The sequence below is a fragment of the Nocardia ninae NBRC 108245 genome (genome assembly GCF_007990755.1).
GTDB lineage: Bacteria > Actinomycetota > Actinomycetes > Mycobacteriales > Mycobacteriaceae > Nocardia > Nocardia ninae.
Genome location: NZ_BJXA01000009.1, coordinates 148,412 through 166,328, shown reverse-complemented (window position 1 = coordinate 166,328; position 17,917 = coordinate 148,412). Strand labels below are relative to the sequence as shown.

18 protein-coding genes are annotated in these 17,917 nt (G+C 65.8%); 14 read left to right on the top strand and 4 right to left on the bottom strand.

Annotated elements, in window-relative coordinates; translation table 11 throughout:
• The 4 genes from NN4_RS09965 to NN4_RS09950 all read left to right on the top strand — a co-directional run.
• Positions 1 to 409 (top strand): type II secretion system F family protein (locus NN4_RS09965; RefSeq protein WP_186818341.1); only part of this gene is annotated, 409 nt, incomplete at its 5' end.
• A 159-nt stretch (positions 410 to 568) separates the two neighbouring features.
• Positions 569 to 754, top strand: coding sequence for a DUF4244 domain-containing protein (locus tag NN4_RS09960; protein ID WP_135237768.1), 186 nt, complete (start codon positions 569 to 571; stop codon positions 752 to 754).
• 62 nt (positions 755 to 816) lie between these two features.
• A complete protein-coding gene (locus tag NN4_RS09955) occupies positions 817 to 1,131 on the top strand; it encodes a TadE family type IV pilus minor pilin (RefSeq protein ID WP_147129644.1) in 315 nt (104 codons plus the stop codon).
• Positions 1,128 to 1,535: an Rv3654c family TadE-like protein gene (locus NN4_RS09950; RefSeq protein WP_371865637.1), complete on the top strand. Its 408-nt coding sequence runs from the start codon at positions 1,128 to 1,130 to the stop codon at positions 1,533 to 1,535. Before NN4_RS09955 ends, NN4_RS09950 begins: the two co-directional genes overlap by 4 nt.
• Positions 1,536 to 1,849: 314 nt before the next feature.
• Here NN4_RS09950 and NN4_RS09945 read toward each other — a convergent pair whose 3' ends face one another.
• Positions 1,850 to 4,222, bottom strand: a complete 2,373-nt coding sequence (locus NN4_RS09945; RefSeq protein ID WP_147129643.1) for a DEAD/DEAH box helicase — start codon at positions 4,220 to 4,222, stop codon at positions 1,850 to 1,852.
• 436 nt (positions 4,223 to 4,658) lie between these two features.
• Between NN4_RS09945 and NN4_RS09940 the strand changes: the two genes are divergently transcribed.
• The 3 genes from NN4_RS09940 to NN4_RS09930 all read left to right on the top strand — a co-directional run bounded on the left by NN4_RS09940 (position 4,659) and on the right by NN4_RS09930 (position 8,663).
• Positions 4,659 to 4,865, top strand: a complete 207-nt coding sequence (locus NN4_RS09940) for a cold-shock protein (protein WP_011206895.1) — start codon at positions 4,659 to 4,661, stop codon at positions 4,863 to 4,865.
• 323 nt (positions 4,866 to 5,188) lie between these two features.
• On the top strand, positions 5,189 to 8,095 hold the full coding sequence (gene topA / locus NN4_RS09935) for a type I DNA topoisomerase (RefSeq protein WP_147129642.1): 2,907 nt from the start codon (positions 5,189 to 5,191) through the stop codon (positions 8,093 to 8,095).
• A gap of 64 nt (positions 8,096 to 8,159) precedes the next feature.
• Positions 8,160 to 8,663: a mycothiol transferase gene (locus NN4_RS09930; RefSeq protein ID WP_147129641.1), complete on the top strand. Its 504-nt coding sequence runs from the start codon at positions 8,160 to 8,162 to the stop codon at positions 8,661 to 8,663.
• Positions 8,664 to 8,682: 19 nt separating this feature from the next.
• Here NN4_RS09930 and NN4_RS09925 read toward each other — a convergent pair whose 3' ends face one another.
• Positions 8,683 to 9,228, bottom strand: a complete 546-nt coding sequence (locus tag NN4_RS09925; RefSeq protein ID WP_222595013.1) for a DJ-1/PfpI family protein — start codon at positions 9,226 to 9,228, stop codon at positions 8,683 to 8,685.
• Positions 9,229 to 9,347: 119 nt separating this feature from the next.
• On the opposite strand from NN4_RS09925, the gene NN4_RS09920 reads away from it, so the two are divergent.
• Positions 9,348 to 10,553: a DNA polymerase III subunit delta' gene (locus NN4_RS09920; RefSeq protein ID WP_147129639.1), complete on the top strand. Its 1,206-nt coding sequence runs from the start codon at positions 9,348 to 9,350 to the stop codon at positions 10,551 to 10,553.
• Between the two features lie 744 nt (positions 10,554 to 11,297).
• Entirely contained in the window at positions 11,298 to 12,908 is a 1,611-nt protein-coding gene (locus tag NN4_RS09915) for a tyrosine-type recombinase/integrase (RefSeq protein ID WP_147129638.1), read from the top strand.
• Positions 12,909 to 12,979: 71 nt separating this feature from the next.
• Here NN4_RS09915 and NN4_RS09910 read toward each other — a convergent pair whose 3' ends face one another.
• Both NN4_RS09910 and NN4_RS09905 read right to left on the bottom strand, forming a co-directional pair.
• Positions 12,980 to 13,282, bottom strand: coding sequence for a helix-turn-helix domain-containing protein (locus NN4_RS09910; RefSeq protein WP_147129637.1), 303 nt, complete (start codon positions 13,280 to 13,282; stop codon positions 12,980 to 12,982).
• On the bottom strand, positions 13,279 to 13,497 hold the full coding sequence (locus NN4_RS09905) for a type II toxin-antitoxin system HicA family toxin (protein ID WP_147129636.1): 219 nt from the start codon (positions 13,495 to 13,497) through the stop codon (positions 13,279 to 13,281). Before NN4_RS09905 ends, NN4_RS09910 begins: the two co-directional genes overlap by 4 nt.
• A gap of 894 nt (positions 13,498 to 14,391) precedes the next feature.
• On the opposite strand from NN4_RS09905, the gene NN4_RS09900 reads away from it, so the two are divergent.
• The 5 genes from NN4_RS09900 (at position 14,392) to NN4_RS09880 (ending at position 17,910) form a co-directional block, all read left to right on the top strand.
• A complete protein-coding gene (locus NN4_RS09900) occupies positions 14,392 to 15,003 on the top strand; it encodes a 2'-5' RNA ligase family protein (protein WP_147129635.1) in 612 nt (203 codons plus the stop codon).
• Between the two features lie 71 nt (positions 15,004 to 15,074).
• A complete protein-coding gene (locus tag NN4_RS09895) occupies positions 15,075 to 15,527 on the top strand; it encodes an NUDIX domain-containing protein (protein ID WP_147129634.1) in 453 nt (150 codons plus the stop codon).
• Positions 15,528 to 15,707: 180 nt separating this feature from the next.
• Complete coding sequence (locus tag NN4_RS09890; RefSeq protein ID WP_246180800.1) at positions 15,708 to 16,193, top strand: hypothetical protein; 486 nt, start codon at positions 15,708 to 15,710, stop codon at positions 16,191 to 16,193.
• Between the two features lie 89 nt (positions 16,194 to 16,282).
• Entirely contained in the window at positions 16,283 to 17,290 is a 1,008-nt protein-coding gene (locus tag NN4_RS09885) for a hypothetical protein (RefSeq protein WP_147129633.1), read from the top strand.
• Positions 17,287 to 17,910: a phosphatase PAP2 family protein gene (locus NN4_RS09880; protein ID WP_246180799.1), complete on the top strand. Its 624-nt coding sequence runs from the start codon at positions 17,287 to 17,289 to the stop codon at positions 17,908 to 17,910. Before NN4_RS09885 ends, NN4_RS09880 begins: the two co-directional genes overlap by 4 nt.
• Positions 17,911 to 17,917 lie beyond the last annotated feature (7 nt).

Genomic DNA, 17,917 nt, shown 5'->3' with positions numbered 1-17,917 from the left:
GCCGATGGCGGGCGCGGCGCGGGCGGTGGCACCCGGCGCGCCGGAACCGCTGGGGGAGGCGCTGCGACGAGCCGCGGACCTGCTCGCCCTCGGTGCCGATCCTGCTACGGCCTGGGAGCGCGCGGCGGCAGACGAAACCGGCCGGGCGGGCGCCGAAGAGGTGGAGTCGTTGGCGCGGATGGCGCGCCGGTCCGCGCGCTCGGGCGCCTCGCTGGCAGTCGCGGTCGGCGAACTGGCCGAACAGCGACGGAGTGCAGTCGAGGATGCCGCAGCGGCGAAGGCCGAGCGGGCCGGCGTACTGATCGGAGGGCCCCTCGGCCTCTGCTTCCTCCCCGCGTTCGTCTGCCTCGGCATCGTGCCGGTGGTGATCGGTCTCGCCGGCCGGGTGCTCGGCGGTGGGCTGCTGTGAGCGAGCGCGGGCGGGTGCTTGGCGGCGTGCACGCACCGTCTGCTCGGCCTACCGGAACGTGTCCGCGCGGATCGGCCGCGCGGGCCGCAGTGAGAGGGGAATCAGGTGCTGATCGAGCGAGTGACGAGCAACGCGATCCACGGTTCGAGGGCTGTATATATGGAGCTGCGTTCGCGAATCCTGCACGCGGCGACCGCCGACGACGGGATGAGCACGGCCGAGTATGCGATCGGGACCATCGCCGCCGCGGCGTTCGGTGCCGTGCTGTACGGGGTGGTGACCGGCGACAGCATTGTGAACGCGCTGACGAAGATCATCGACCGCGCCCTCAACACCACCGTGTAGCAGCCTGGCGATTCGGGGTAAACCGTTGGGGTGCAAAGGCTCTCGGTGATGATCGGGGTTCGGTGACGGTCGAGGCGGCGATCGCGCTCGCCACCCTGGTCGTCGCGGTTGTGCTGTGTATCGGAGCATTGCTGGCGGCGTCGACCCAGGTCCGTTGTGTCGACGCCGCCCGCGAGGCGGCCCGCCTGTCCGCCCGCGGCGACGAAGCGAACGCGATCGCCGCTGCCCGCCGCGTCGCACCTCCGGCCGCAGACATCTCGCTGCGCAGCGAGGGCAACCACGTGATCGCCCGAGTCACCACCCGCGCGCCCCTGCTGCCGCTGCTCACGCTGCACGCGGACGCCGTCGCGGTCCGCGAGCCGGGAACGACACCGTGACAGCGCGTGAACAGAGAAGCAGTCACAGAGCGGCGGGGGAGCGGATGAGGGGCAAGCTTCGGGCCGATGACGGCGCGGCGACGGTCTTCGCGTGTCTCGCCCTCACGGCGCTCATCGCGGCGACGCTGATGATCGGGCAGGTCGGTGTGGTGGTTGTCACCCGGCATCGGGCGCAGGCAGCAGCCGACTCGGCGGCGCTGGCGGCAGCTGCGGCATTGGCCGAGGGGGTCGACGCGGGATGCGCTGCGGCGGCAGCGGTGGTGCGGCGGATGGCGGCCCGGATGGAACAGTGCGAAGTCGCCGAGTGGGACGCGACTGTGATTGTTAACAGGAATGTACCAATGGGTCTGTTAGGAACCTACAGGGTGCGCGCTGTCGCACGAGCCGGACCTGTTGAAAACTGAGAGAAACCTAAGTGCGGACTCGCACTCAGGCGTTGTCGCGAGTAGCGGAAATCGGTAAATAGCCTGGCCAAATAATTTCAGACGGCACAATTGTCCGCAGCGACGCGGATAAAGAAACGAACGAATGCGCATGTACGCAGGCGGCGATGTGGCAATAGCGCAGTTAACCTGAATACATTCCTCTTTATTCGACCAGGGAGCCCGGACCGCGGTCCGCGGCTACCGAGTCCGGCTCCCGGGCGGATCGCCCCAGGTCAGGTAGACATTCGATCACACGCGGAGCTCGGTGCCGTCACGAACCGAGCTCGGCGTCGTCACCGGACCGACAGCTCGGCCAGCACTGCGGTGAGTAGGCGCGCCGCACCGGCCTTGTCGAGCGGATGGTTCCCGTTCCCGCACTTGGGCGACTGGACGCACGACGGGCAGCCCGCGGCGCAGGCGCAGGACTCGATCACGGCGAGGGTGGCCGCCAGCCAGCGCTGCAACTGGGCGTACCCGCGCTCGGCGAAGCCCGCCCCGCCCGGCTGACCGTCGTAGACGAACACCGTCGGCAGCCCGGTATCCGGATGCTCGGCGATGGAGACCCCGCCGATATCCCACCGATCGCAGGTCGCCACCAGCGGCAACAGCCCGATCGCCGCATGCTCGGCGGCGTGCAGCGCGCCGGGCACGTCCGCCGGGTCGATACCGACCAGCGTCAACAACTCCGGGCACACCGTATAAAGCACCGCCCTGGTAGGCAGGGTGTGCTCGGGCATGTCGAGTTCGACCAGGTCGAGCACCTCGCCGGTGACCAGGGTGCGCAGATACCCGACCACCTGACTGGTCACCCTGACCTGCGCCAACGCAATGGTCACCCGGCCGTAGCGCCGCTCGTCGGTCAGCTCGTCGATGGCGATCGAGGTGACCGAGCGAGCGCTGGTGGTCCACCCCGGTTCGGCGGCGTGCACGAACGCGACGCCGCCCTCCAGATCCAGCTCGTCGACGACGAAGGTCTCACCCTGATGCAGGTGGACGGCGCCCTGATGCAGCGTCGCCGGCGCCCGTCCGGCATCGGCCGTGCCGAGCAATCGCCCGGTCTCGCCGTCGACGATGGCCACCGGCGTACCGATCCCGCCGCGCACATCGACGGCGTCGTGCGGCTGCGTCTCCGCGGTGACGTACCAGCGTCCCCGCTCCTCGGCGCCCGTGACCACGCGACGCCTGATCAATCCCTTCTCGGCGAGACCGGCCAGCACCTCCCGCGCGCCGAGTTCGTCCACCTCGGCGTCGGTGAGCGGCAGCTCCAACGCCGCGCAGAGCAACTGGGGACCCAGTACATAGGGATTGCGCGGGTCGGTGATGGTGGCCTCGACGGGCTTGTCCAGCAAAGCTTCCGGGTGATGCACGAGGTAGGTATCCAGCGGATCGTCCCTGGCCACCAGGATGACCAAGGACCCCTGGGTGCGCCGGCCCGCCCGGCCCGCCTGCTGCCAGAACGAGGCGACGGTGCCGGGAAAACCGCAGATCACCACGGCATCGAGCCCGGCGATATCGACCCCGAGTTCGAGTGCGTTGGTGGTGGCCGCGCCGAGCAGCGAACCGTCCGACAACGCCGTCTCCAGCTCGCGCCGATCCTCCGCGAGGTATCCGGCCCGGTACGCGGCGACGCGCTCGGCGAGGTCCGGATCGACCTCACTCAGCAACCGCCGCGCGTCCATCGCGGTGAGCTCGGCGGCGCGACGGGACCGCACGAAGGTCAGCGTCCGCGCGCCCTCGACCACCAGGTCGGCCATGATCTGCGCGGCCTCCGTGGTGGCCGCCCGCCGCACCGGCGCGCCGTTTTCGCCGGTCACAGTGGTGAGCAGGGGCGGCTCCCACAGCGCGACGGTGCGTGGCCCCTGCGGTGATCCGTCCTCGGTGACCGCGACACACGGCGCTCCGATCAACCGGGAGGCGGCGGCCGCGGGCTCCGCCGTGGTGGCTGAGCACAGCACGAACACCGGATCCGCGCCGTAGCGCGCGGCGATCCGCCGCAGCCTGCGCAGCACCAGCGCCACGTGCGACCCGAAAACGCCCCGGTAGGCATGGCATTCGTCGACCACGATGTAGCGCAGCCTGCGCAGCACCCGAGCCCAGCGCTGATGCGAGCGCAAGATGCCAAGATGCAGCATGTCGGGATTGGTGAAAACCCAGCGTGCGTTCGCCCGCACCCACTGCCTGATCTCGGCGGGAGTATCGCCGTCATAGGTTGCTGGGTGAATATCGCGCAGCGGTCCCTCGTGTGTCAGCGCGCCGACGGCCCGCAGCTGATCCGCGCCGAGCGCTTTGGTGGGTGCCAGATAAATGGCAGTGGCGCGCGGGTCTTCACGCAGCGCGGTCAATACCGGTAGCTGATAACCCATCGACTTGCCGGATGCTGTGCCGGTGCTGACCACCACGTGGGCGCCGCCGTGCGCGAGGTCGGCGGTGCGGGTCTGATGGCTCCACGGCGCGTCGACGCCGGTGTCCCGTAATGCCGAGATCACCTCCGGCGATGTCCAATCGGGCCAGGTGGTGAGCTCGGCGGCGCGGGCGGGTAGCTCGACGACGTGGGTCAACCGGGGCTCGTCGGCGGGCACTCCGACTAGGACACGATTCAGCAACGATGTCCCGTAGCTGAGGCCGTTAGGGGGTGCCGTGCGAGCGGTCGAGTTGGTCGGATTCATGCGGCGCGCGCCACGACACGCTCAGAAAGTGTGAAACGTGGACGGTTAGGAACGTCTACCTGCCAATTCGATACCAAATAGCGACCTGGGTCACAGGCTCTTTGCCATACGCGCACTCGGTTATCGGGAGGCAAACGAACCTCAAGTCTGGATTCCGGCATTGTGTCCCGCACCTGCGCATTCGCAAGATCAACTTTTTTGCAAATTGTCGGTAACTCGACTGTTGAATTGCTCGAAGACATGGTTCACTGGTTCCTGGTCGCAAGCTTCTGTGTTCGAGGGTCGGATCCAAAGTCCAAACCGTCAGCAGGATCGATGTTGCGAACGGTGTGCTTGGTGCTTTCCTGCAGGGGGAACCAACAGTACAGCGGTCGGAACGGGCCCGGTGGACGAACCCAGTTGTCCGCCGTTCCGGTAAGAAAAGAGAAGGAACAGAATGGCACAGGGAACTGTGAAGTGGTTCAACGCGGAGAAGGGGTTCGGCTTCATCGCGCCCGAGGACGGCTCCGCTGACGTCTTCGTCCACTACTCCGAAATTCAGGGGTCGGGCTTCCGCACCCTCGAAGAGAACCAGAAGGTCGAGTTCGAGGTCGGCCAGGGCACCAAGGGCCCGCAGGCCACCGGAGTTCGCGCGCTCAGCTGAGCGACGCAATCCAACACACTCGTCCCTCACCGCCGGTCAGCCGGAGGTGGGGGACGAGCTATATCCGGGGCAAAGACACACCCGGCGACTGAGGTCAGGAGCCTGTGAACACGCCGTGGCACAGCCGGGGCCTGAACACAAGGCATACTGAGTCGCAGTGACGCGCGTACGCTCTGTGGTTCAAGTCGCAAGCACTCGGCCACACGTAGCGTCAAGGTATAAACGTGTCTGGTGGCGACGCCCAGCCGTCGTCCCCGCTTGCCCCAGCCGCGCACAGCGCCGAAAAGCGCCCGCGCGGGTCGACAGGAAAGGTGTATTCGCCGGTGGCAACACGAGACCGCGGTGCAGCCGACCAGGGCCGTCCCCTGCGTCGTCTCGTGATCGTCGAGTCCCCAACCAAGGCCCGCAAGATAGCGCCCTATCTAGGCCGTAACTACACGGTCGAGGCTTCGGTCGGACATATCCGGGACCTGCCGCGTGGTGCGGCGGACGTTCCCGCCAAATACAAGGGCGAGTCCTGGGCCCGGCTCGGCGTCGACGTGGACCACGACTTCGAGGCCATCTATGTGGTGAGCCCCGATAAGAAGGCCAAGGTCGCCGAGCTCAAGAACCTGCTGAAGGACGCCGACGAGCTCTACCTCGCCACCGACCCCGACCGCGAGGGCGAGGCCATCGCCTGGCATCTGCTGGAAACGCTGAAGCCCAAGGTTCCGGTTCGGCGCATGGTGTTCCACGAGATCACCGAGCCCGCCATCCAGGCGGCCGCCGCCGACACCCGCGACCTGGACAACGACCTGGTCGACGCGCAGGAGACCCGCCGCATCCTGGACCGGCTGTACGGCTACGAGGTCAGCCCGGTGCTGTGGAAAAAGGTGATGCCGCGACTGTCGGCAGGCCGGGTGCAGTCGGTCGCCACCAGGGTGATCGTCCAGCGCGAGCGCGAGCGGATGGCTTTCCGTTCCGCCGAATACTGGGACATCGCCGCGAAACTCGACGCGGGCCCGGGTGAAGACGGGGACACCAGCAATCCGCGGACCTTCGGGGCGCGGCTGGTCAGTGTCGCCGGTGCGCGCGTCGCGAGCGGTCGTGACTTCGGCTCGGACGGTCAGCTCAAGACCGCCTCCGGTGTCGTCGTGCTGGACGAGGGTTACGCGCGCCGCTTGGCGCAAGCCCTCGACGGCGCCGACCTGGTCGTCTCGTCCGCAGAGGCCAAGCCGTACAGCCGCAAGCCGTACCCGCCGTTCATGACCTCGACGCTGCAGCAGGAGGCCGGGCGCAAGCTGCGCTTCAACTCCGAGCGCACGATGCGGGTCGCGCAGCGACTGTACGAAAACGGCTACATCACCTACATGCGTACCGACTCGACCACGCTGTCGGAGTCGGCCATCGCCGCGGCCAGGTCGCAGGCGACCCAGCTGTACGGTGCCGAGTACGTGCATCCCACCCCGCGCCAATACACCCGCAAGGTGAAGAACGCGCAAGAAGCACACGAGGCGATCCGCCCGGCCGGCGACACCTTCGCCACCCCCGGCCAGTTGCACGCGCGACTGGACAACGACGAGTTCCGGCTCTACGAGATGATCTGGCAGCGCACGGTCGCCTCGCAGATGGCCGACGCCAGGGGCACCACGCTGACGCTGCGCATCACCGGCGTCGCGACCACCGGCGAGGAATGCGTGTTCTCGGCCTCGGGTCGCACCATCACCTTCGCCGGCTTCCTCAAGGCTTACGTGGAAAGCGTGGACGAGGAGGCGGGCGGTCAATCCGACGACGCCGAGTCCAGGCTGCCCGCGCTGGACGAGGGTCAGGGCGTCACCGCGGTCGAGCTGAATCCCGATGGGCACAGTACGAATCCGCCCGCCAGATACACCGAAGCCTCGCTCATCAAGACGCTCGAAGAGCTGGGCATCGGCCGACCGTCGACGTACGCGTCGATCATCAAGACGATTCTCGACCGCGGCTATGTGTACAAGCGCGGTAGCGCGCTGGTGCCGTCGTGGGTGGCGTTCGCCGTGATCGGGCTGCTGGAAGAACATTTCGGCAGGCTGGTCGATTTCGACTTCACCGCGGGCATGGAGGACGACCTCGACGCCATCGCAGGCGGTCGCGAACAGCGCGGAAGTTGGTTGTCCAGCTTCTATTTCGGCGGCGAGACCGGTGTCGAGGGCTCGGTCGCGCGCTCCGGCGGGCTGAAGAAGATGGTCGGCGAGCGGCTCGACGACATCGACGCGCGAGAGATCAACTCCATCAAGCTGTTTGCCGACGAAGAGGGACGCGACGTCGTCGTCCGGGTCGGCCGGTACGGTCCGTACCTGGAGCGGATGGTCACCAATCCCGATGACCCCGAAGGTGATTCGATCTCGCAGCGGGCCAACCTGCCCGACGATCTGCCGCCGGACGAGCTGACCCGCGAGGTCGCCGAGAAGTTGTTCTCGACCCCGCAGGAGGGGCGCTCGCTGGGCACGGATCCGGCGAGCGGGCACGAAATCGTTGCCAAGGAAGGACGTTTCGGCCCGTACGTCACCGAGGTGCTGCCCGAACCCGCCGCGGCGGAAACGACGGCACCCGCCAAGAAGACGGCGAAAAAGGCGACCGCGCCCAAGCCGCGCACCGGTTCGCTGTTCAAGTCGATGGACCTGGCGACGGTCACCCTCGACGACGCGCTCAAGCTGCTGTCGTTGCCCAGGGTGGTCGGCAAGGACCCGGCCTCCGGCGAGGAGATCACCGCGCAGAACGGTCGCTACGGCCCATATCTGAAGAAGGGCACCGACTCTCGTTCGCTCACCGGCGAGGATCAGATCTTCGACGTGACGCTCGAGGAGGCGCTGAAGATCTACGCCGAGCCGAAGCGGCGCGGCAGGCAGGCCTCCGCCGCGGCACCGCTGCGTGAACTGGGCAACGACTCGGCCTCCGGTCAGCCGATGGTGATCAAGGACGGTCGCTTCGGCCCGTACGTCACCGACGGTGAGACCAACGCTACGCTGCGCAAGGGCGACGAGATCGAGTCGATCACCCCGGAGCGGGCGATGGAGTTGCTCGCCGACCGCCGGGCCCGTGGACCGGTGAAGAAGAAGGCGGCGGCCAAGAAGGCGCCTGCGAAGAAGTCCGCTGCCAAGAAGACGGCGGCCAAGAAGGCCACTGCCGCCAAGTCGACGACCACCAAGACGGTCGCCAAGAAGACCGCTGCCAAGAAGGCGGCGGCGAAGAAGACCGGCGTCGGTAATTCCTGAGCTCGCGGGTCGTGCCGGGCCGTAACCTACGGTCCGAAGTGCACGACCCGCGAAAGGATTGCCCATGGCCGACCAGGAACGCGAAGAGCTGATCAGCATGCTCGCCGAACAGCGAGAACTGTTCCGCATCACGGTGCGCGGCATCGACGACGAACAGGCACGCAGGCGCACCACCGCCAGCGAACTGACCCTCGGCGGGCTGCTGCACCACCTGATCAGCTGCGAACGCCACTGGATCACCGTGCTCACCGAGCGCGATGAGAACGCCCAGCTCGATGTCTCGCGAATGGCGGGCGAGTACCTGATGGCCGAGGGCGAGACCGTCGACGGCCTGCTCGCCGAATGGGACGAGGTCGCGGCGGCCACAGCGGAGCTGATCCGCACGGTGGACAGCCTGGACATCTCGGTCCCGACCCCGACCGCCCCGTGGTCGCCGGAGCGCGAGTGGTGGACGGTGCGCTACACGCTGCTGCACATCTTTCGCGAGATCTCGCAGCACTCCGGGCACGCCGACATCATCCGCGAGGAACTCGACGGCGCGAACACCACCTACTCGCGGATCTCCTGAGCTCTGTGCTCAGCCGACGCTATTTGCCCAGCACCCTGAGGAATTCACGCATCCAAGCGGGGTGATCGGGCCAGGCGCGGCCGGTGACGATGTTTTCGTCCACATAAGCCTCGCTGTCCACGAACTTGGCCCCGGCTGCCTCGATATCCGGGGCCAAGGCCGGGTAGGCGCTGCACGAGCGACCGACCAAAACCCCTGCGGCAGCGAGGATCAGCGGTCCGTGGCAGAGCGCGGCGATGGGCTTGCCAGCCTCCGCGAAGTGCCGCGCGAGGCGCTGGCAGTCCGGGTTGTTGCGCAGATACTCCGGTGCCCGGCCGCCCGGCACGACCAACGCGTCGTAACCGGCCGGGTCGACGTCGGCGAACGCGACGTCGGCAGGCCAACTGTGCCCGAGCTTTTCGGTGTAGGTGTCGAAGCCGTCTACGAAGTCGTGCACCACGAACTGGAGTTTCTTGACGGCGGGGGCCGCGATGTCCACCTCGTGGCCCTCTTCGAGCAGGCGCTGATACGGATACATGACCTCGAGGTCTTCGGCCGCATCGCCGGTGATCAACAGAATTTTCACGGTGATTACACCTCCCTGTCGAGGATCCGCCCGGCCCGCGACAGAAGCAATACCGGTCCGCGCGTCGCACCGAGCCGACCCCGCGATCCGTGTCGGTACGGGCGGCTAGGGTGTACGGCGTGGCAGGTGTCTTCGATCGGTTGGTCGGCCAGGATGCGGTCGAGTCCGCGCTGACGGCCGCCTCGGTCGCGGCTCGCGCCGAGGTGGTGCAGGGCGCGATGACGCACTCGTGGCTGTTCACCGGGCCGCCCGGATCGGGCAGATCCGTTGCGGCACTGTGCTTCGCGGCGGCGCTGCAATGCACCGACCCCGGCTCGCCGGGCTGCGGCCGCTGCCATGCCTGCACCACCACCATGGCGGGCACGCACGGTGACGTGCGCCGGGTGATCCCGGAGGGGCTGAGCATCAGCACCAAGGAGATGCGCGAGATCGTGCAGATCGCCTCGCGCAGGCCGAGCACCGGGCGCTGGCAGGTGGTCGTCATCGAGGACGCCGACCGGTTGACCGAGGCTGCGGGCAACGTGCTGCTGAAGGTGGTCGAGGAGCCGCCGGAACGAACGGTGTTCCTGCTGTGCGCGCCCTCGGTCGACCCCGAGGACATCTCGGTGACGCTGCGCTCCCGCTGCAGGCATGTGCACCTGGTCACGCCGTCGGTGCCCGCCATCGCGCAGGTGCTGCGCGACCGCGACAAACTGGATGAGAAGACCGCGAACTGGGCCGCCTCGATCAGCGGCGGACACGTCGGCCGGGCCCGGCGCCTGGCCACCGACGAAGAAGCGCGGGCTCGCCGCCAGCGGGCGCTGGCCCTGGTCGGCGCCGCCTCGAAGCCCGGCGCCGCCTATGCCGCGGCCGACGAACTGGTCAAGGCCGCCGACGACGAAGCCAAACAGATGAGCGCCACCCGCGACGACCGCGAACGCGAAGAACTCGCCACCGCGATGGGCGCGGGCGGCACCGGTAAAGGTGCCGCAGGCGCCACCCGAGGTTCGGCCGGCGTACTGAAAGACCTGGAACGACGGCAGAAGTCGCGCGCCACCCGCACCGGCCGCGACTCCCTCGACCGCGCCCTCATCGACGTGGCCGGCGTCTACCGCGACGCCCTCGCCGTCCGCTTCGGCGCCGCCCGCAACGGCTCCGGCGTCGCCCTCACCCACCCCGACATGTCCGACCAGATCCACGACCTGGCCCAACGCGTCCGCCCCGAGGGTCTGCTGAAATCCATCGACGCCGTCCTGGCCTGCCGCGAAGCCCTCGACCTCAACGTCAAACCCCGCTTCGCCCTGGCCGCCCTGGCCGCCGCCCTGATGGCCGCCCAAACCACCTGACGCCGACCGATCCGCCCCGGTGACCACCCGTTTTCGCGTTCCACCCCCCGAGACGATAGACTCGCCACGCCGAAAGGCACGCCGCCTTAGCTCAGTCGGTAGAGCGCTTCACTCGTAATGAGACCCCCTTCTGAGCCGTGAGCCATTTTCCATCGCCTCGCGTACTCCTCGTGATCGTTCGCGCGAATCGCGTCGAACCAGCGCCAATGCGTTCTACATGCGCTTATAGGACCGCATTCCGCGTAGAAAACGACCCTTCCACTTCGCCCTGCCGGACAGGCGGACCGCTGCGTTCGGTGGGATTCGGTACGGTTCGACCGGGTTCGGCACGGAACTTTTTACCGAGATCTTGCCGAGATTGCCGAGCAGCCGACCGGCACGGCGGCCGACTGAGCTAACCGGCAGCGAAGCCCGTTCAGATTTCGGCCTCGATCTTCGGCGTGTCGCCGATCGTGTCGCCGTCCGCTGCTGGTGACAGCGAACAGCGTTGCGCGCCATCCGATTACCTGGTTATGCTGGGCGTGCTATCGCAACTGACCTGCTGGTGTATCTCACCGCAGGTGCGTCGAGGGACTTGATCGGCGCGAATTCCGGCAACACCGACGCCTACACGGGTGTCTGTTGTCGGCCTAGTCCCTCGCGCCGGACCCGGCGCACGACGCCAGGAGATCCCCATGACGCAAGTCGTCGCACAGTCGTCCGTTGCGCTGTACGTCTCCCACCCGCACACGTGGGAGACGTGACATGCCTGCTATCAACCGCAAGTCCTACTGGGAAGCCCGCTTCAAGACCGCTCCGAGCACATACGAGACGATCCGTAACGAGCATGGCAATCCCCATCGATACCCCACGAAGGAACTTGCCCTGGAGGCGATCCAGGTCAAGGAAATCGAGTACCGGATCATCACGACGACAACCCATTCGGTCAATGTCACACCGACAGTGGCGATCACCACACTGCCCTTCGAGTCGAGGACGGTGCACCTCTCCGACGGAGGCGACCAGTTGTTCGCCGACTTCGTCGAAGAGTGGCTGGAGGATCAGGATCTGGCCGACACGACGATCCATAACTATGAGTCCCACATCCAGTGCCATCTGTTGCCGACGTTCGGGCCGATGCGGTTGGGCGAGATCAGTCGAAAAGCTGTCGCCGATTGGGAGAAGGCATTGCGCGCAGCGGGTTACGCCGTCGACAGCATTACTGTCTACCGCGCTGTGCTGCACGTCATCCTCGAAGACGCTGTCGATGCCGGGAAGATTCGAACGAACCCGGCTCGACGTAAGCGGAACCGAGGCCGCCGGGTCGGTAGGAAGGCGAACCGGGCACCGGAGAAGGTCATCACCAACGCCCTCGGCGCGCTGTTGATTGCCGAGCGCATGGCACTGCTGTCCGGCAGGGACGACGAGTTTGTCGCGATGATGGTGAAGTTCTTCACAGGGGTGCGCTTGGGGGAGCTGGTCGGCCTGGAAACCACCTACGTGACTAAACGCCGCCTGCGTGTGGAATGGCAGCTTGCCGAAATCGGCGGAAAGCTCGTGCGGTGCGATCCCAAGAACGGGTCCAAGCGCGACATCGACCTGCCAGAGTTCCTGTGGCGGTTGATCGCTGACTTCATCACTCGAACGAACCCGCAGCCGTGCGAATGCCACGGCTTCACTTATTTGTTCCGAGGGCAGGCGAAACGGCGAAGCCGAGGCAGCGCCAGCGGAATCACGCAGAAGATGATCGCTGAGCACGCACAAGTGACAGTCCACGCTGTATCAGCGGTGCTGCGCGGCCGGGACAACGTGTCCGAGCTGACGCGTCGCCGTGTGTTACGCGCCGCTGACGAGCTGGGGTACACCAAACCTATTGCAGTGCCAGAAGCCGCGCACTGGCGGCGCTCGGGCTTCTACGCATGGCTCTACACACCAGCAGTATCAGGCTGGTACCCGAGTCGCGGTAAGGCTTCGCCAGAGCATCCGGTGCCGGTGAGCGTCGAAAGCTTCCCCGGCATCCCTGTGCGGGGGCGGAACGCGCACGGCAGATCGGACGGGTGTTGGATGCCTATCGCGAAAGGCATGACCCCGCATGGAAATCGGCACTCGCACAGGACGTTGCTGGAGGAGTTGGGAACACCACAAAAGCTGATCGACTCACGTATTGGTCACGAGGACTCGTCCATGCAGGCACGGTATACCCACATCACCCAGGTCATGATCGACCGGCTGATGGCCGACCTGACCGAGGCGTGGTTCACGGCGTTGGATGCGAGGCTGGAGATGTCGCCGACTTCGCCGGTCGCAGTGTTGAATTCGCTGCTGCGTGAGCGGGCCTTGGAATTGGCGCAGCCGGATCTGAGGCTGTCCGCATAACAACAGAACAGCCAGCCGTTGCCCAGTCGCCACGGCTGGCTGTTGATGGTGGTCGGTCCCGTCGTGTCGCGCTACGCCGCCGCGTTGCGCATGCGAGCGGGTATGCGAGCCTGAAGCCGCCGTGCCTTCGTGACGGGCTCGGCGGCGGGCTGGGGTGTGCGGGTGGGCTTGGGCTGCAGTGGTGTTGGTGGCTTGACGTTCTTGGCGTGGATCTCGATGACCTGCTCGTACTGCTGGCGGGTGAATCGAAGTCGGCGACCGAGGCGAGTGTGGGGGATCTCGTCCAGTCGTGCGGCGTCTTCGAGCCAGTTTGTTGATGGGAGTCGGAGGGCCTGGGCGACTTCCTCGGTGGTGTAGAGCTCTGGCAGGCTCATGCGTACACCGCCTGTGGGGTCTTGCGGCGGATGCGGGCGATGGCGTTTTGTGCGCCTCGGTAGTCGCTGGGGGTGTTGGCGAGTGACAGGGTGGCCCCGGTTCGGGTGTGTACGAACTTGAGGTGGCCGCTTTTGCTGTATCTGGTGAATTCCCATCCGTGGGCGAGTGCCCATTGGATGTCGGGGCGACGGCGGTCGAATCGGATTTTGCTCATGCGCGACTCCATTCGCGCCGTCCTGGTGGACGGCTCAAAGAATCGCGCGTAGCTCACACGCCTGGGGGTGTCGCTGACTGCGACGGATCTGATCGTGACACGAGACGCGTTGCGGCGTCAACGAATTGCCACAGTATTGAGGCGTCACCTAGGTGGGAAGAATCGGCAGACGTATCACTGGGCGTCGTGACGGTTGTCCGACGCGATAGGTATGCCGCAGACTGTGGTTCTTGCAGCGCGAGCAGGCATTCGAAGCCCGTCGAGGCTTCTGCTCTGTGCGTTGAACGCGGTTTGGTACCGCGAGATCGGCCAGTTGTGCTGCGCCCCAAGCGAACCGGGAGTGCACGGCAACGACGGATCTGCGGTGTACCTGAATCTCCGCGAAACCCCAAATGCATTGCCTCCCTGCGCCCGTGGAGTTCTTACGGGTGATCCGGTATCGGTCTAACCGTCTTAGCCGCCGGAGTCGTCGCCCGTCAGAGGGGCAAGTGCGGCCGTGCCCTGCTCCAGTCCGGAGTCGGGCACGGTCACATTTCCGATCACGAGCGGGCCGACCTGGTAAAGGCGGACTCGGACAGGCACACCCATGGCTGGGTGTATCGGCCCCTCGGAGTTTCCCAGTCCCGGCGCGACGAGTAATCCCCGTCGCGCGTGCACATCGACCGACCCGAACTGCCTCTGCATACCCATACGGAGCGGCGCTCGGGGTGTATCCATGCCTGTGCGGTACGGGGTACTTCCTCCCTCGCCACCAACCAGCAGCACCCCACCAGAGCAGTGCATCGAGGCGTCGTTAGGGAACGAACCCCAGACTGAAGGCGACGGACCGGGGCAGAGCCGCCGCGCAAGCCGTCCGATCGGTCCCGAGGTGCTCGTGCCCCATAGGATCGTGCCGTGCGGAACTTCTTCAATTCACCCCATCTCGACTGGCCGCAGCTGCACGGTTCGCTGCACGTCTACGTCGTACCGAGCTTTGAATTCATCGCGTCGGTGCAGCCGGTCGTTGATGCCGTCGATGCGTTCGAGGGTTGTACAGCGGTTGAACCTCGCTGGCAGCATGCGACAGTTACCAGAATCCCGTGGTGGCGCAACGAGGTAGATCAAGACGCGCTCGACCGATACGCCGAAGCTCTCTCGGCGGTCGCCGCCGATAGCTCCTCGTTCGCGATCCCGATGAATGGGCCGCTGTTGCACGACTATGGCGTTCTGGTGGCCGCTCCCGAAGACACGCAGTGGAAGCAGCTCTACACCGCGACCCGCGACGCGGCTGAGCAGGTATTCGGGACAGAACGGGCTCTGCCTGCCCCTCCGCCGTTGCCGCACGTCTCCCTCGGCTACGGAACCGCCGAGCGCGACTCCGCTCCTTTGGAGCGTGCGCTCGCGGGTGTTGAAACTCCAGTATCGCTTGCCGTCGACACTCTGTACTTCCTGGCGGTCGATGTCGACGTCGATCAGGGAATCTTCACCTGGGATGTGATCTCATCACATGCCCTCCCGGCGTTGTGAAAGTATCCGGATGATCACTGACCCTTGCTGATGTCGGCCACTGGCGGGTGCGGAACGAGTGGGAGAGCTGCATGACAACCGGGCACCTGGTCGATGTTCACGTTCTGCTCATTCGCAACGGCCGCCTGCTGCTCAGCAAGCGCCGCAGCGCCGATGAGTTCGATGGCCTCTGGCACCTTCCTGCGGGGAAGCTGGAGGCGAGCGAATCGGCGACAGCCGCAGCGGCCCGTGAGGCGAACGAGGAAACCGGCGTCCATATCGACCCGGCCGACCTGCGTCACATCCACACCGCGCATGTCGTCGGCTCTGGTCGCGATCCGCGCCTCGGCCTGTTCTTCGAGGTACGTCTCTGGACCGGCGAGCCGACCAACCGTGAGCCGGACAAGTGCCATGAACTGCGCTGGTTCGCCTTGGATGCACTGCCGGAAGCCATCATCTCGTACTCCGCCGCAGGCATCGGTGCCCATTTCACTGGCGCTACCTACAGCGAACAAGGCTGGCCCGCTTCGGCCCGTACCGGGTGAGTCACGTTGCGTGCAGCCATGCTCCGGCCGGTGGTTGCGTGAACTGTTGCGTAACAGCAGGTTCAGCGATGATGCCGCAATTGTGGACATGCGACCAGTTCGCTAGGCGGTGTGCCTGCGTTCTGCACAAACGTGCATGAATCAGTTTGACTGGAACGCTTTTCATGGTTGTATGACGCCGTGAGCGACAGTCGTACCATCGTGGCCGCGATTGACCGCGTGTTCACAGTGGCGACGGCTGAGGAAGCCGCATCTCTCGATGGTGTCGTGCAGGCGATCGCGCGGGAACGGGGTCGTCCGCTGACTGTGTCCAAGGACGACAGCATGCCGCCAGGGGTCTTCGGCCAGTGGACACACTTCGCCGACCGTGACGAAGTCTCCTATGCGCCGTGGGTGTACAAGGTGGACCGCACGGTCGCTCACGAAATGGGGCACATCGTTCTGGGGCATCGAGGCCGTCCGGTCGTCGATCTAGCCCAGTCGATACTGCCGGAAAGCATGCATGGCTTGGCTGCGCTGATGCTGCGGCGTGAGTGCGGCAGCGCAGGGGATGCCGATGAGGAGACGGCGGCTGAGCAGTTCGCCGGTATGTTGTTGAACCGTTTGCAGTTTGGCAGTCGCGGAGCGCCGCGATTGCGTTCTCGGTGGGGAGAAGCTTTCAGTTGAATGCGTTGTATCTTGCGCCATTGATGTGGATCGCGTTCGCGTCTCGGGCTTGGCGTTGGTGGTGGTCGCGTACTTGGGTGTTGGGCAGCATGTCGCTGGCGATCCTTGCCCCGGCACTGCACTTGACCATGAATACCCCATTCGGTGAAGCGGCTGTGCAGGAGCTGGTGCCGTTCTCGAACTTCTCGACCGCGTTGCGGATCGTGCTGTTCAATGCGATGGCGGCGTCGCTGGGCGTGCTGACTTTCGCGGTCACATCCACCCATGAGCGCGTGAAGCGCGGGGCGGCAGTACTTTCCGCGATCGCGGTGGTTGGTTCGTTGAGCGCAGTGGCGATCTTCCTCGCCACTCCACAGATGCCGCAGGTCGCTGGAGGCTTCCAGTTCGACCAGGCATACGGCCATTTGCCGGGCTACGCGGAGGCCGGGATTGCTGGCGTGGTGTTTCCCGGCGTGTTGTGTCCAGTGCTGATTGTGATGTCTGTCCGGGCGGCTGATCTGCGCAGCCTCGGAGGGTGGAGCTTGACACTGTGGGCGACCGGGCTTGTCGCGGTGACGATTTGGGCGTGGATTCGGTTCGTCTACTTCGTGATGGTGCGATACGCAGCTGTGCCTCATACACCCGTAGTGTTCAAGATCACCAGTGCTGTGGCGGCGGTAGGAGTATTGGCGATCTTCGTCGGGCTGATGCTCTCGCCGGTCGTGTCGTGGGTCCGTGCGCGCCTGGTTCTGCTTGGTGTCGGATCGGTCTACAGGGAACTCGTGGCACGGTGGCCGGGCGTACGGCGTCAATCTCGTCGAGGAAGTAGCGCCGACGAGAAAGCCGACGATCGAATCACTGAGCTGTTCGACGCACTGAGCATGGAGACTGGAGCGATGGATAGCGGCCTCGCGCACGCCGATGGCGCGCTGCCGACCGAGGTGGCCGTCAAGCCGACAGAGATGGCAACGGCAGTGGCGCAATGGCTCGTCCACGGCCGTCGTAGACCGGCACTGTCGAGTGAGAACATCCAAGCCGTTCTCGACGACGAATCAGAACGTCGCTGGGCGCTGATGTTGGCGAAGGCATATCGAAAAGAACGGAAGGCGCTGGCGTGACCCATACGACGGACGTGACCGGGCCGACGACCCTTGCCGCTGTGCCGACGATCCGTGGGCGAGTGGCGCGGATGGTCACCGAGCTGGGCGCACCCTCGGTCATCAATATCGTCACGCCCATCCTCGCCTCGTTCGCGGTAGCTGCGCCGTTGTGGGGTGTGTTCATCGCAATGTTCACCAGCGTGATTCCTATGGCGCTCATCTTCGTCGGGATGCGATTCGGCTCAGCCAACGATCATCACGTGACAGATATCAAAGGGCGGCGTTGGGTGCTTCCAGGGAGCTTGGCGATTGTCGCCGTCGGCCTGGTCATCGAGGTCCTGGCCGACGCACCGAGAGAGCTGATTGCCTGGCTCGTGGCCTGCGTGGCAATGCTGGTCGTTGTCGCAGTGGTGACCATCGTGGGGCGTTGGAAGGTCAGCGTGCACACCGCTGTTGCGGCTGGTAACACCGTATTACTGGCGATGATGATCTCACCGTGGCTCCTGTCAGCGGTGCCAGTCACAGCGGTGATCGCCTGGTCAAGGGTCTATCTGGGGGATCACACTCGCGGCCAGGTCATCGTCGGTGCGCTGCTGGGTGCGGCAATATCTGTGGCTGCCTACATGCTCGTCGTCTGAATCCGGG

Bases quoted from the DNA above. Each gene is read 5' to 3' on its own strand.
- NN4_RS09960 (WP_135237768.1), top strand. From the start codon at position 569: ATGGAGCTGCGTTCGCGAATCCTGCACGCGGCGACCGCCGACGACGGG.
- NN4_RS09945 (WP_147129643.1), bottom strand. From the start codon at position 4,222: ATGAATCCGACCAACTCGACCGCTCGCACGGCACCCCCTAACGGCCTC.
- NN4_RS09940 (WP_011206895.1), top strand. From the start codon at position 4,659: ATGGCACAGGGAACTGTGAAGTGGTTCAACGCGGAGAAGGGGTTCGGC.
- NN4_RS09930 (WP_147129641.1), top strand. From the start codon at position 8,160: ATGGCCGACCAGGAACGCGAAGAGCTGATCAGCATGCTCGCCGAACAG.
- NN4_RS09915 (WP_147129638.1), top strand. From the start codon at position 11,298: ATGCCTGCTATCAACCGCAAGTCCTACTGGGAAGCCCGCTTCAAGACC.
- NN4_RS09910 (WP_147129637.1), bottom strand. From the start codon at position 13,282: ATGAGCCTGCCAGAGCTCTACACCACCGAGGAAGTCGCCCAGGCCCTC.
- NN4_RS09905 (WP_147129636.1), bottom strand. From the start codon at position 13,497: ATGAGCAAAATCCGATTCGACCGCCGTCGCCCCGACATCCAATGGGCA.
- NN4_RS09895 (WP_147129634.1), top strand. From the start codon at position 15,075: ATGACAACCGGGCACCTGGTCGATGTTCACGTTCTGCTCATTCGCAAC.
- NN4_RS09885 (WP_147129633.1), top strand. From the start codon at position 16,283: ATGTCGCTGGCGATCCTTGCCCCGGCACTGCACTTGACCATGAATACC.